Origin of the sequence: Sharpea porci (assembly GCF_009695655.1) — a bacterium.
Lineage (GTDB): Bacteria > Bacillota_I > Bacilli_A > Erysipelotrichales > Coprobacillaceae > Sharpea > Sharpea porci.
Window position 1 is genome coordinate 1 of sequence record NZ_VUNM01000042.1, and the last position, 14,330, is coordinate 14,330.

General features: G+C 33.7%; 14 protein-coding genes and 1 pseudogene. 9 read left to right on the top strand and 6 right to left on the bottom strand.

What is annotated here, in order from left to right:
* Positions 1-222 (bottom strand): annotated as a pseudogene (locus tag FYJ79_RS11590) (IS1634 family transposase); the annotation flags it as partial.
* A 297-nt stretch (positions 223-519) separates the two neighbouring features.
* Between FYJ79_RS11590 and FYJ79_RS11595 the strand changes: the two are divergent.
* From FYJ79_RS11595 to FYJ79_RS11630, 8 genes are all read left to right on the top strand, one after another.
* Positions 520-1,011, top strand: coding sequence for an Lrp/AsnC family transcriptional regulator (locus FYJ79_RS11595; RefSeq protein WP_154518602.1), 492 nt, complete (start codon positions 520-522; stop codon positions 1,009-1,011).
* The gene (locus FYJ79_RS11600; protein ID WP_154518605.1) at positions 1,012-2,199 is read left to right on the top strand and encodes an aminotransferase class I/II-fold pyridoxal phosphate-dependent enzyme; all 1,188 of its coding nucleotides are present in this window, start codon (positions 1,012-1,014) and stop codon (positions 2,197-2,199) included.
* A gap of 581 nt (positions 2,200-2,780) precedes the next feature.
* Positions 2,781-3,995 (top strand): DUF7601 domain-containing protein, encoded by a 1,215-nt coding sequence (locus FYJ79_RS11605; RefSeq protein WP_195837089.1) that lies wholly within the window; start codon positions 2,781-2,783, stop codon positions 3,993-3,995.
* A gap of 20 nt (positions 3,996-4,015) precedes the next feature.
* On the top strand, positions 4,016-4,513 hold the full coding sequence (gene lepB, locus FYJ79_RS11610) for a signal peptidase I (protein ID WP_154518611.1): 498 nt from the start codon (positions 4,016-4,018) through the stop codon (positions 4,511-4,513).
* Complete coding sequence (gene srtB, locus FYJ79_RS11615) at positions 4,514-5,230, top strand: class B sortase (protein ID WP_154518614.1); 717 nt, start codon at positions 4,514-4,516, stop codon at positions 5,228-5,230.
* Positions 5,227-5,808, top strand: a complete 582-nt coding sequence (locus FYJ79_RS11620) for an FctA domain-containing protein (RefSeq protein ID WP_154518617.1) — start codon at positions 5,227-5,229, stop codon at positions 5,806-5,808. Before srtB ends, FYJ79_RS11620 begins: the two co-directional genes overlap by 4 nt.
* On the top strand, positions 5,805-9,668 hold the full coding sequence (locus tag FYJ79_RS11625; protein ID WP_154518620.1) for a SpaA isopeptide-forming pilin-related protein: 3,864 nt from the start codon (positions 5,805-5,807) through the stop codon (positions 9,666-9,668). The genes FYJ79_RS11620 and FYJ79_RS11625 overlap by 4 nt, the downstream gene beginning before the upstream one ends.
* A gap of 67 nt (positions 9,669-9,735) precedes the next feature.
* Entirely contained in the window at positions 9,736-10,077 is a 342-nt protein-coding gene (locus FYJ79_RS11630) for an iron chaperone (RefSeq protein ID WP_154518623.1), read from the top strand.
* 10 nt (positions 10,078-10,087) lie between these two features.
* Here the strand turns inward: FYJ79_RS11630 and FYJ79_RS11635 are convergent, their stop codons facing one another.
* Genes FYJ79_RS11635 through tgt form a run of 3 tightly spaced genes read right to left on the bottom strand, consistent with a single transcriptional unit; the run spans position 10,088 to position 12,925 of the window.
* Complete coding sequence (locus FYJ79_RS11635) at positions 10,088-10,747, bottom strand: epoxyqueuosine reductase QueH (RefSeq protein ID WP_154518626.1); 660 nt, start codon at positions 10,745-10,747, stop codon at positions 10,088-10,090.
* A complete protein-coding gene (queA, locus tag FYJ79_RS11640) occupies positions 10,740-11,771 on the bottom strand; it encodes a tRNA preQ1(34) S-adenosylmethionine ribosyltransferase-isomerase QueA (protein WP_154518635.1) in 1,032 nt (343 codons plus the stop codon). Before queA ends, FYJ79_RS11635 begins: the two co-directional genes overlap by 8 nt.
* A gap of 20 nt (positions 11,772-11,791) precedes the next feature.
* On the bottom strand, positions 11,792-12,925 hold the full coding sequence (gene tgt, locus FYJ79_RS11645) for a tRNA guanosine(34) transglycosylase Tgt (RefSeq protein ID WP_154518629.1): 1,134 nt from the start codon (positions 12,923-12,925) through the stop codon (positions 11,792-11,794).
* A 108-nt stretch (positions 12,926-13,033) separates the two neighbouring features.
* On the opposite strand from tgt, the gene FYJ79_RS11650 reads away from it, so the two are divergent.
* A complete protein-coding gene (locus tag FYJ79_RS11650) occupies positions 13,034-13,639 on the top strand; it encodes a glycerol-3-phosphate acyltransferase (protein ID WP_154518632.1) in 606 nt (201 codons plus the stop codon).
* Between the two features lie 26 nt (positions 13,640-13,665).
* Here the strand turns inward: FYJ79_RS11650 and FYJ79_RS12855 are convergent, their stop codons facing one another.
* Both FYJ79_RS12855 and FYJ79_RS11655 read right to left on the bottom strand, forming a co-directional pair.
* Positions 13,666-13,833 carry a type IV toxin-antitoxin system AbiEi family antitoxin domain-containing protein gene (locus tag FYJ79_RS12855; protein ID WP_407695597.1) on the bottom strand — a complete coding sequence of 56 codons (168 nt, stop codon included), beginning with the start codon at positions 13,831-13,833 and terminating at the stop codon, positions 13,666-13,668.
* Positions 13,827-13,988, bottom strand: a complete 162-nt coding sequence (locus tag FYJ79_RS11655) for an AlbA family DNA-binding domain-containing protein (protein ID WP_154518638.1) — start codon at positions 13,986-13,988, stop codon at positions 13,827-13,829. The genes FYJ79_RS12855 and FYJ79_RS11655 overlap by 7 nt, the downstream gene beginning before the upstream one ends.
* Positions 13,989-14,330: the final 342 nt, after the last annotated feature.

The window sequence follows — 14,330 nt, forward strand, 5'->3', positions numbered from 1 at the left end:
AAGGACAATGTCCTTATCTCTTTTTTCTTCCTCCGTCATCTTCTTGGCAATCTTTTTTCCCCAGGCTATGACTTCCTCCTCGCTGTTATTGTGCTGAGGAAGAAGCTCTTCCATAGTTCCTAGTTTCTTGACTATCTTTGAAGTTGATTTGCCGTTCTTTCTAAATGATTTCTGGATGTAAAGTGATGTAGAGTTCTTAGATTTTGAAAAAGTCAGTTTCATAGGCATCACCTCCTACAGCTATTATATCATATAATCCTACGTATTACTACATATAATTTCGAAAATTTGACAATAAAAAAACTCAAAAGCATTGATATAATCAACGTTTTGAGCGATTTGGTTAGTGAAAAAATGGAGACAACTGTCAAACTCCCGCTATTTCCTTTCTATCGATTCTTAAGGCAATGTTTAAGCTGGAATTTTAAATTTCAGTTGTTTTTGTGGTTCTTACAAGCGTAGCTTGTAAGAAGGAAATAAAGTAGCTATAATGAAGAAAATGATGAGGAGGATAATAATATGGATGATAAACTCCTGCTTGCTGTCATGCAGAAGAATGCAAGAATTAAGATGAGAGACCTTGCAGCTGTTTTAGATGAATCTAAAGAAGATGTCATTAATAGAGTGACGGAACTTGAGAAAGAAAAGGTTATTGCGGGATATCATACGATCATTAATTGGGATAAATCCAATACAGATATCGTAACAGCAATGATTGAAATTAAGGCAACACCAGAAAGAGAATATGGGTATGATCGTATTGCTTCACGTATTTATAAGTTTGAAGAAGTAGAATCGATGTATCTATTAAGTGGTCGTTATGATTTTGTATGTATGATTAAAGGACATACAATGCAGGAAGTTGCTCACTTTGTTGCCAGTAAGTTAGCACCTATTTCCGGTGTTACCGAAACAGCAACAACTTTCGTCTTAAAGCCATATAAGAATAGTGGTATTGTCATGGTAGAAGATGAAGATGGAAAGAATGATCGATTGGTGGTGACACCATAAATGGATTATTCAAAGAAAGTAAGTCGTGTTGCTTCAACTATTAAACCATCAGGTATACGTAAATTCTTTGATTTAGCGAATCAGATGGAAGGCGTTATATCTTTAGGTGTTGGTGAACCAGACTTTACAACACCATGGAAGATAAGAGAAGCAGCCATCTATTCAATAGAGAAGGGGAAAACCTTCTATACAGCTAATCGTGGTTTAATAGCTTTAAGAGAAGAGATATCTAACTATTATCAACGACGTTTTAATGTAAGATATGATCCAGAAAAAGAAATCATTGTTACAGCGGGGGGTTCTGAAGGCATCGATATTGCGACAAGAGCATTAATTAATCCTGGTGATGAAATGATTATATTGGATCCTGGATATGTTGCTTATGAACCGGCTGTTATATTATCAGGTGGAGTACCAGTACATATCAATCTAGAAGAAAAAGATCAATTCAAACTCACACCTGAAAAACTCAAAAATGCCATTACAGACAAAACAAAAGTCTTATTAATCAATTATCCATCTAATCCAACAGGTGGATTCATGACAAAAGAAGACTATCAAAAATTAGTACCTATTATTAAAGAATCAGGCATTATTGTAATCAGTGATGAAATCTATGCAGAATTAAGCTATGAAGAAACGCCAGCATCACTTGCTAGCTTCCCAGAAATAAGAGATCAGATCATAGTTATCTCTGGTTTCTCAAAAGCCTTTGCGATGACAGGTTGGCGTTTAGGCTATGTACTCGCAAATCCAGTATTATCAAAAGCAATGTGTAAGATTCATCAGTATATCATGATGTCTGCACCAATTGCTGCTCAGTATGGAGCAATTGATGGTTTACGTTATTGTCAGGAAGAAGTCGAAGAAATGCGTCAAGCTTATGAAGCAAGACGAAACTTCTGTGTTACAGAATTCAATGACATGGGCTTAAAGACATTTAAGCCACATGGTGCCTTCTATGTCTTCCCATGCATTAAGAGCACAGGTATGACAAGTGAAGAATTCTGTGAAGCATTACTGAATGACCAGAAAGTAGCCTGTGTACCAGGAAATGCCTTTGGAGAAAGCGGAGAAGGCTTCATTCGTGTATCCTACGCATACTCACTCGAAGAACTCAAAGAAGCCACATCAAAAATCAGAATCTTCTTAGATAAACTTAGAAAAGAAGGTAAAATGAAAGACTAAGCAAGCAGGATAACCTGCTTGTTTTTTTGTCACATAGGCCCATTATGAACACAAGTCATTTTACAACAATAACACTCTATTTAAAGAAATTGGTAGATGGTTGTCACAATTTAGTAAATCAACAAAAATATATTGCATTCCTAAGACAATTATATTATTTTTTAGTTAAGTGATAATGCTATAAAAAGATAACAATAAACATGTAAACAAGAGAGTTACATATATCAATGAGATTAGTATCAATGTGATACAAAATTGTCAAATTGAGTACTAAATAGGATAATAAAACATAAAATTATGTATATTTTCCTAAAAAGTGTTAAATAAATAACATAAATATCTACAAAGCATATCACATCAACGATAAAACAGTTTGTGCTATAATGGGTGCGAGCAAACTAATGTAAGCTGTTACTTGTTATGAGGAAGGTCTTGTTGATGCAATTTATCAACGAGCCAGATGTCACAAAAGAGCAAAGAGGTGATTTAGAAAAATACTAAAAAAGATGTTTAAAAAGAAAGTTATTAATATTATGAAAGCTTGTGTTTTTTCGGATTTTGAAATTTTAGGAGGAAAATTTATGAACAAAAACTTCAAATCGAAATTAGTCGCTGGTCTTATGACTACTGCAATGCTCTTCTCTAGTGCTGCTGCTTTTGCCCCTGTACATGCTGCGGATGAAACAACTCAAACTAATCCTTCAGTATTAAAGTTCAACGAGTATTTGGTGACTTCAGAAGATTTAACGAATGCACCTAAAGTTAGTTTTGATTTTACTCTTTCTGTTCCTACAACAACTACAAATGCTGGAACCCTTACTATTAAGCCTGGTGAGGATTTAACTTCTGTAAAATTGAATGGTAAAGCATCTCCAACTACTTCTGTTGCGTTTAATGGAGAAACTCTTACTAGTAACAATGATAACAAAGTACATAAAACTGATTCTCAAAAATATGCATCTAAAGAAGTTTCAGTAGATTTCAGTGATGTAACATGGCCTGATCCAGGAATCTATCGTTATATTATTACGCAATCTGGTCCAGCACAGTTTAGTGATTCATTCCCAGTTGAGAATAATGATAAAGATAAGGCAATTGACGTCTATGTAATTAGAAATGATTCAAATCAACTAGTTGTTAATACTATAGTTATGCACAGCGATGAAACTGCTGGATATACTAAAGATGCGCTAGGAAATACAACTGTAATACCTACAAATGATACAACTACAGATAATAAGATTGAAAGATTCCAAAATACTTATGATTCTAAAGTGTTGGGATTTGATAAAAAAACTTATGGTAATCAAAGAAGTGAAAATGATTTGTTTACATTTAGAATTAAAGTTGAAAATTTAATGCCAGGTACAACGTATAATTATAAAGTTCAACCTACAACTGCAAATACAAATGTAACAAACAGTACAATTACAACAGGTGACACAGAAACATCTAAGGAATTTGATATTTCGCTAAATGATGGTGGAAGTTTTGAACTTTATGGTTTAAATTTACATGCAAAATATACAGTTACTGAAACTGTTAGCAAGGGATATACTTTATCCATGGGAAATTGGTCTGACGCACAAGGAATTGACAATAACGGAATTTTTGATGGTAATAATAATGCTATTACAGATACTGATTTAACTGGTGATGCACGTTTTGGATTAATTAATACTAAAAATGGTAATGTTCCTACAGGTATTATCTTTGCAGTAGCTCCATTTGCAGTAGGTGCAGTAGTGCTTGCAGCATTCATTATTGTAAAAATGAGAAGAACAGCTAAACAGTAATTATGAATTAAGGGGTGTATGTGTTGAAAGAAGATAGTCGTAAAACGCTATTGAAATTTGTAATGAAGATTGCACTCTATGTACTTGTGGTGGTAGGGATATTTAGCTTTGTGCTAGATATCCAAATCCACTATGGGAACAACATGTATCCAGCTATCAGAGATGGAGATCTTGTTGTTACGAATAGGTTAGCACCTATTTCTGTAGAGTCGGCAGTTATTTATAAGCATGGTGGTAAGAAAAGGGTTGGTAGAATTATTGCTAAGGCAGGACAGACTGTAACGATTACTGGTAAGGGTAAGTTACTGGTGAATAATGTACAGCCTGCTGAGGAAGTCTTTTATAAGACGGCTAAGGCTGATTCTAATGTGAAGTATCCTTATAAAGTTCCTAAGGGTTATGTTTTTATCTTGAATGATTATCGTGAGGATATGAATGATAGTAGGACTTATGGGGCTATTAAGGTGAGTGATGTTCATGGACCTTTACTTATTTCTATGAGGAGAAGAGGATTTTAAATGTTTGTTGATAATGTTGTTGGACATGTAAATAGAGCATTTGATCGTATTGTTATTGTAATAGCAACATTATGTTTTCTTATATGTACATATGCATTAATAGATACAATACATGTTTATTATCATGCAAATGATAATAGTCTTCTTGCTTTTAGACCTGATTTTGATAGTGATACAAATAAGTTAGGTAAATTATCCAAGGAATGTATTGCTTGGATAAAAGTAAATAAGACAAAGATAGATTATCCTGTTATGCAAGGAGAAGATAATTCTAAGTATTTGAATATGGATCCCTATGGAGAATATTCTTTATCTGGAAGTATATTCCTAGATTATCGTAATAATCCTGCATTTACTGATGATTATTCTTTGTTGTATGGACATCATATGGAACAAGGAGCTATGTTTGGTGCTTTAGACAAGTATCTAAAAGAAGACTACTTTAATAAGCATAAGAGTGGCTGGCTTAAGACAAATAAGAACAAGAAATATAAAATAAAGTTCTTTGCTGTATTAGAAGGACAAGCAACAAACACATTAATCTTTGCTCCTACATCAACATCAATAAATGATCTCAACCAATATATTACTAAACATGCTAAATACTATGATAATACACCAAGTCATAGTAAAAAAATCATTGCATTATCAACATGTAAATACCCAGATACAGATGACCGTATTATTATATTTGGTCATTTAGAGGAGGCAAAATGAAAAAACGATATATAATTCAACTCTTTCTTGTCTCTTTGTTCTCATTATTACCATTAACAAACGTTAGTGCTTTAGATGCAGTATCAGTAGAGATACCTGTAGAACTAACATTGAATAAACAGGTAACACAAGGACAAGTAGAACTAAGCACAACAAGTCCTGATGCATATTTGCCAAGTACTAACCCCATGACTATTAATGGTCAAGGCACAATAACTCTTCAATATACGCATACAGGCACATATACTTATGAATTAAAGCAAGTTGCTGGTAATGATTCAGCAATAACATATGATGCAACTGTATATCATATAACTGTTTTTATTGGTACAGATTCACGTGTTGTAACAATCTACAAAGACGGCTCTAACAACAAAGATGATAAAGCTATCTTCAACAACACAAAACAAGAAACACCAACAAAAACAACAACTATCACTACAACAAGGAAAAATAAAACAGGAAAAGAAACAAAAACAGGTGATAGTACACCTATTATGTTCTATTTAATAATGACTATTTGTTCATTAATTGTTGTATTTTTCTTATTAAGAAGATTAAAGGAGGACAAGAAATGAAAAGAATAAAGCATTTTAAAGTATTAAGTATTGCTGTTGCTTTTATCTTAGTATTCTCTGTAGTCTTTCCTTTATCTACACGTGCAGAAAATGCGTCTACAGACAAATTTACTGCAGAGCAAAGCATTAATGGTACTAAGGTAACTGTTAGTTCTGATCCAGAAGTGTTCCCTGAAGGAACAACAATGGAAGTCAAAGAAGTTAACCTAACGTCCACAGAAGACTCTCTTGTTGCTTCGCAGCAACAAGCTGATCAAAAGAGTATAAAGAAGGTTGCCCTTGATATTACTATGAAGAATAAAGAGGGACAAGAAATAGAACCTGATACATCTAAAGGTAAGGTACATGTATCTTTTACTAATGATGATATCAAAGATCATACAACTAATGTCTATCACATTGATGATAATCTTAAAGTAGAATCTCTTAAGCTTACTAAGTCTGATGATACTGTAACTGGTGAAACTACAGGTTTTTCTGTTTATGTTATGAATTTTATTGTTGGTAATACAACAATTCATTATGGAGCACAATTAGGCGAAGAATTTAATCTTAGCAAAGTTTTAAGCAAGTTATTAAATGTTGATGCTTCTAATATCAAAAATGTTACATCTAACAATAAAAATGATTTCAATAAGTATGGTAGATTAACGAATAAAGATGATGGTTTTTATTTAACAATCACCAAACAATTTCCTGCAAGGGGGAATGGCTTGTACTTTAACGTAACTTATACTAATGCAGATAAAGAAGTTGCGACAGCAACATTAAATATTACTAGTTATAGTCAACCTACATTTAGTAGTGATGCAAGCTGGCTTAATAATTATACTTTAAGTAAAGAAGATGAAAATCATACAATTACACTTTACCAGTATAAAGGAACTGACAAAGATTTGAATATTCCGGCTACTGTAAAAATTGATGATATTGATTATCAAATAGTTATGAGTGGAGCAGTCTATTCGGAAACTTCGATAAAATCCATAGTTTTCAACAAAGACAATAATGGTAATAGAGTAAAAGCAACAGAAAGCTTAGCAAGACTCTTTGGTACGTGTACTTCGCTTGAAGATGTTGATTTTAGTGGCTTAGATACGGCTAATGTCACGAACATGTCAAGCATGTTTAGCTATTGTACTAAATTAACAAAAGTTGATATAAGTGTTTTAGATACACGTAATGTCACAAATATGTCAAGTATGTTTTCTATGTGTTCGGCAATGGTTAATGATGGAGTGGATAGTTATATAAGGTTCAAAACAGAAAATGGCCCTAATTATTTTACTACATCCAATGTACAAAATATGAATGGTATGTTCTTTCGGATGAATAATTTAATAAAACTTGACGTTTCTTCATTTGATACAACAAATCTTGTTGAAATGGATCAGTTTGCTGCTTCGAATGGTAAGCTCGAAGAAATAGATTTAAGTTCCTTTAAAGGGGCTGTTTCTACAAATGCAGCAATTGCTAATGCTGACCAAGTTTATGCTCCACTTTCCTATTCAAGTAATATTAAAAAGATAACATTAGGAGAAAATTGGCATGCAAAAGATGGGAAAAATTATCTTGGCTTAGGGATAGAAGGTAACTGGCAAAATACAACTTCCAAAGCTGTTGTTACAAATTTGCAATTGAGTGATGAATTTGACCCAAGCATGGCTGGAACTTATGAACGTACTACTTTACCACCTTCTTATGGTAGTAAACCACAATATATTGCAGATGGTTATAAAATTAGAAATAACATGTGGGAAGTTCATACACCTGAGGAAAAATTTAGAGCGTATTGTATAAATAAGCATTTAGCAGCTCCATATGGATATTATGACAAAGTCTATATTAATCCTAATGCAACAGAAGCAACTAAAACTATTGATGAGAATGGTCATTCAAATTATATCTATGATTACATTAGTCCAAATAACAGTGGTTATAGTGAATTAAATGCTCCTAATCTGGTTAAAGGCTTGATTACTTTAATTAAAAATGAAGATTTTAATGGTGAAAATGGTTATGATCAGGATGATATATGGCATTTTACTGATGAATATTCAAATGATGTGCCAAGTAGTGTGCAAAAGTATATTGATGAAGGTAAAACATATAAGAAGGAATATGATAGCTATAACTTATATATCTATGTACCTTCAGCAAGCAATCTAGCCAATAAGAAAAAGCCTATGCAGAATTTATTGTCTATTGAGGGCGCAAATTCTAAAACATATGCCGGTCTCACAATTCAAAAAGTAGATAATACTACAGAAAAAAATCCTGTTGGTGGAGCTACATTTAGAATTTACCAAACTGATGAAAACCATAATGAAACAGGTGGCATTATTACAAATAACAAAACTTATCTCGAGTTTATAACTTCATCAAATGGTGTTGGTGGTATCTATAGAATGGATGCTACAGAAGGGTTACCAGTTGGTCATTATGTTCTTAAGGAAGAAGCACCACCTGCTGGATATGATAAAAATACAACTCCATATTATTTCGATGTCACAGATAATGATAATCAAATCTTGAAACGTATTGTAGATAAGAATAATAAGGAAATTCAAATTGTAAATAATGTTCACGAAGATTATAAAGGCGGTGGTATAAAACTACAAAAGGTAGATGCTTCGACAAATAAAGGATTAATGGGCGCTAAGTTTACTTTATATAAAAAATCAGATCCTAATAAACCGTTAAATACTTACACAACAGATGCTAATGGTTATTTAACTACTGGTAACAAGGATCTTGAAATAACTACACCAAGTACCACTTACATTCTCCGTGAAACGCAGGCTCCTTCAGGTTATAAAATAACTGCACAAGATATTGAAATTACCTTAACTGATTCTGATGAAAACACTTTTAAAGATTTAGGTACAGTTACTAATACTGCTAAAACTGGAAGTATAACTCTTAAAGCAAAAAAAGAGTTGAAGAATAGTGGCACACTATCTAATGGCCAATTCACATTCCAATTACTGGATTCTAATGGTAAAGTTCTACAAACTAAGACTAATGAAGCTAATGGTGATATTAATTTTGATCCTATAAACTTTACGGCTGCTGATATGCCAGGTAAAGATTATGTCATTAAGGAAGAAAAAGGATCAGATACAAATATTGAATATGATAGCCATGAAGCAAATGTACGAGTTCTTGTCTATGAAAAGGATGATGGTACATTTACGGTTGAAACTACGACTGATGAAGATGGCTATGCAGCAAAGTTTGTTAATACTGCTAAAATAGACTTCGGAGGTCAGTTATCTGTAAAGAAGATTGTTAAAGATGGATTTGGTGAAACTGTTAAGAGCAATGCTAGCGATAAGTTCAAATTCTATCTTTATCTTACAAGTGAGTCAGCTGACTTAAATACAAGAACATTTAATTATGAAATTAATGATGATTCTGGTAATAAAGTGAAAGGTACTTATGCATTAAATCCACCTGAAAACAAGAATGATAAGTATAAGTATAGATCCCAAACGCCGATAGAGTTATCAAGCAAACAAACTCTAGAGTTAACAGGATTACCAGTTGGAGCTTCATACGAAGTAATTGAAGATGATTATTCTAGCAATGGATATAGTACAAGTGTAGTTGCTAATACTAATATCAAAGAGACGGATAACACTAATAATTATCAGCCAACAATCGATAATGCTTCTCGTAAGGTCTCAGGTGAGGTATCTTCTGATGGCGATTCTATAACTTACACGAATTCACAACAAAGAATTATTCCTACAAGTGCTGACAGTATGACACGTATGTCATTCTGGATTCTTGGAACAGCAGGAGCTCTTGTTCTTGTATTGATCTTAAAGAGAAGATTGAAGGTTTCTAAGAAATAGTTATTCTAAAAGATTCCATGATTGATTTCATGGAGTCTTTTTGTTTTAATGATATTGAGGTATGAATATGAATGAGATAGAGAAGTATATTGAACAACAAGATGAAGGATATAGAGATGAATTGATGCACGTTTATCATGTGATAAAAAAGGCTATACCTGAAGCTGATGAAAAGATATCCTGGAGAATGCCTACATTCTATAAGAAGCACAATATTATTCATTTCGCATGTCATAAGAAGCATGTTGGTATTTATCCAGGGGCTGATGGTGTTGAAGAGTTTAGTGATGAATTAAAAGAGAAGGGGTATAAGTTCTCTAAGGGTGCTATTCAGTTTCCTTATGATCGGATTGATGATGAGTTAATTACTAGAATAGCGTTGTGGTGTTATGAAAATCATGGTAAATAAAAAGGTCGTTCTATTCTGAACGACTTTCTTTTTGTCTATTTATACGATCTTGTGCTTCTTCATAGCTATAGATACAGCCACAATAGTCTTGTCTATACATGCCATATTCACTAGCCATCTGTGTTGATTTCAGATAGCCATTTCTCTTCTTAAAGTCTGAATTGAGAAATTTAGGTTTGTCTTGTTGTAATGAGTTTCCTATTTCATTAATCCAGCGTGAGATCTTATGTGGTGATACAGAGAGTACTGTTGTCCAGTAATCAAAGTTATGTTCCTTGGCATAGTTATATGCATTCTTCATTCTCATGCTATAACAAAGCTTGCATCTTAAACCTTTCTCGCCTGTATCTTTGAGTGGTTCGAGTTTTGATGTATAGGTTTTGTTGTCATAAGTGTCTTCGATGACTTGTATATGTTGGTTGTAGTCTTTGTCGAAACGGGGGATGAAATTGAGAAGTTCTTGATATCTTCTGTTATATTCTTCTTCGGGGTAGATATTGGAATTGGAATAGTAGATTGTGATATCAAAGTATTCTGATAACATCTTGATGACATTGGATGAACATGGTCCACAACATACATGTAAGAGTAGTGTTGGTCTTCCTTCTAGATGCTTCAGTTCTTCCTGCATCACAAGATCATAGTTTGTATGATCAATAGTATTATTCATTGTCTATAAACATAGCATCCCCAAATGAGAAGAAACGATATTTCTCTTTGACTGCAATGTTATAGGCATTGAGGATGTTTTCACGGCCTGCAAGAGCACTTACCAACATAATGAGGGTTGATTTAGGTAGATGGAAGTTTGTGATGAGCGCATCAATACCTTCAAATGTATAACCTGGATAAATGAAGATGGATGTATTTTCATGGGCTGCTGTAAACTTGCCATATTTCTTAATATTGCTTTCTAGCGTACGGCATGATGTTGTCCCAACCGCAATAATACGTCTTCCTTCTTCTTTTGCCTTGTTTAACTTATTAGCTACTTCTTCACTTATTTCATAATATTCAGAATGCATATGATGTTCAAAGACATTTTCGACTTTCACAGGTCTAAAAGTACCAAGTCCTACATGCAATGTGACATCAAGTACTTCTACGCCCTTAGCACGTACTTTGTCAAAGAGTTCAGGTGTGAAATGAAGACCAGCAGTAGGAGCTGCAGCACTTCCTTCAACCTTGGCATAGACAGTGTTGTAACGATCTGGATCATCGAGCTTTTCTTTGATATAAGGAGGTAAAGGCATAATACCTAACTGATCTAAGACTTCATAGAATATGCCATCATAGATCATTTCCATCACACGAATACCTTCATCTCTTACTTCAAGACACTTTGCTTTTAAACGACCATCTCCAAAAGAAATAATACTACCTACCTTAATCTTCTTGGCATTACCACAAAGACATTCCCAAACATCATCATGTGTATTCTTAAGTAATAATACTTCAACATGTGCATTTGTTTCTTCCTTTGTCCCAAATAATCTAGCAGGAATAACCTTTGTATTATTTCTTACAATAACATCACCTGGTTTTAAATAATCAAGGATATCATAGAAATGTTTATGTTCTACTGCTCCTGTTGGTTTATGTAAGACCATGAGTCTTGATGTATCTCTTTTTTCAAGTGGTGTTTGGGCTATTAATTCATGAGGTAAATCATAATCAAATAGCTCAATATCCATAGTTTTCTTTTCTTCCATGACTAAAATGCCCTTTCATATACATTATGACCATATGCATCTAAGAATTCTTTTCTAAATTCCAACAAACGATCATTCTTAATAGCTTCACGAATATCCTTAGATAAATCTAGTAAGAACTGTACATTATGTATAGACATCAAACTCTTACCAAAGATTTCATCTTCTTTATGAAGATGTCTAATATATGCTCTTGTATAATTCTTACATGCATAACAATCACATTGATCATCAATAGGTGTGAAGTCATATTTATACTTTTCATTATTAATATTCATACGACCATGATGTGTCATTAATGCCCCATGTCTTGCTACTCTGGTAGGAAGAACACAGTCATACATATCAATACCACGCATTGCTGCTTCAATAAGATCAATTGGATTACCAACACCCATTAAATAACGTGGCTTATTTTCTGGTAACCATTTAACTGAATCATCAATCATCTGATACATAACATCCTTAGGTTCACCAACAGAAGTACCACCAATCGAATACCCTGGGAAATCCATAGAAGCAAGTGTCTTCGCTGAAAGCTCTCTTAAGTCGGCAAATTCGCCCCCTTGGACAATACCGAATAAGGCCTGATCCTCACGCTTATGTGCCTTAAGCCCACGCTCTGCCCAACGCAAAGTACGTTCAACAGAATTCTTCATATAGTAATAATCTGATGGGTAAGGAGCACACTCATCAAAACTCATAATAATATCAGCCCCAAGATTCTCCTGAATCTCAATCGACTTCTCTGGTGACAAGAATAACTTAGAACCATCAATATAACTTCTAAAAGTCACACCTTCCTCTTCAATCTTTCTCATCTTACCAAGAGAAAACACTTGGAATCCTCCTGAATCCGTCAAAATAGGACCATCATAATTCATAAACTTATGTAATCCACCAGCCTGCTTCACAACATCATCACCAGGTCTTAACCATAAATGATACGTATTCGCAAGGACAACCTGTGACTGCATCTCTTTCAACATCTCTGGCCATATACCTTTAACAGTGGCCTGTGTACCTACAGGCATAAACATTGGTGTCTCTACATCACCATGTGGTGTATGGAGAATACCATATCTAGCACCTGTATCTTTTTCTACATGTTTTAATTCATACCAAAAATCTTTCATAAACATCTCCTTAGCGCATTGACTATTATACACATAATGTCAACTTTTATAAAGCTAAAAACATTGATAGAAACATCATAATTTTGTAGAATACTGGTGGTGATTGAAATGCAGATAGTATTCATATTGATTATTGGTTATGGCTTAGGAAATATCTTAACAGGAGATATTGTCAGTCGTATTTATACAAAAAAGAGTGCCTTTGAACTAGGTACATCACATAATCCAGGAATGGCTAATATAACCGCACACATCGGTATTATTCCAGGTATTCTTGTATTATGTGGTGATATTCTTAAAACAGTGATGGCGATTATCATCGCCATCAAGTGCTTTGATGTAGGAAGAATGGGTATTCTTTATGCTGGATTAGGAGCTACATTAGGACATAATTTCCCAATCTGGCATCATTTCAAAGGTGGAAAGGGTGTCACAACTACCGCCACCACAATCTTCCTCTATTCCCCATTACTTGCCTTGATTGCGTTAATTGCTGGATTAATTGTTGTGATTGTCACAAAGTATCTTGCCTTAGGAGCTGTTGTCATTGTCTTTGCCTACATGGCACTTGTCGCACGCACACCACAGGAACTTCTTGTTTGTGGTCTATTTACGGCATTAATGGTCTATCGTAACTACAGTCAGCTCAAACTGATACCTAGTGGTCAGGCAGAAAAGAATGACATTCTCTCAAAATTCAAAAAGAAGCACTAAAAGAGACACATCGTGTCTCTTTTAAGTTATTTGACAAGTTGATAATAAGTATTACGACTTTGTCCTTCTTTGATGATTTTGCCTTTTTTAACCAAATGGCTTAATAATCGTATACATGTCGTTTGGCTAAGCCCAAAAGTCTTTTGAATATCTTTTCTTGTGAATGTTTGATGATGTTTGGCGAAATTTATAATCTCTTCTTCCTATTCAAAACAACAAAACTCCCATCATTCTCAACACCAATATATAATATCCCACCTTGACAATTCGCAAATGCGATTATCTCTTTTTTAATATCATCAATAACAACTGATTTTAATTCGATATTTTCACTTTCTTTAAAAACCATTTTATTCAGCTCTATTCTAACCAAATTAATCAAAATGGTTAGAAAATGAATAGAAAATAATATTTGCATTCTAAAGAAAGATAATTAGAAAGCATCCCACGGTTAAAACCGTGGGATTAAGTTGATTATTTATGATTGTATCTTATTATTCATGAAATTTTTGCGGATATCCGCATTTTTTTCACATAGAATGAAAAACATTTCAAATTATTTATTAAATCCCCATTTGCACAGTGGACCTATATAAAGAGAAAAAAACGTTGATATTCCAACGTTTTACTTCCATGCATCTCGATATTTTAGCGTCTTTTGCGAATACACTATCGCCCGCAGAAGCATTTC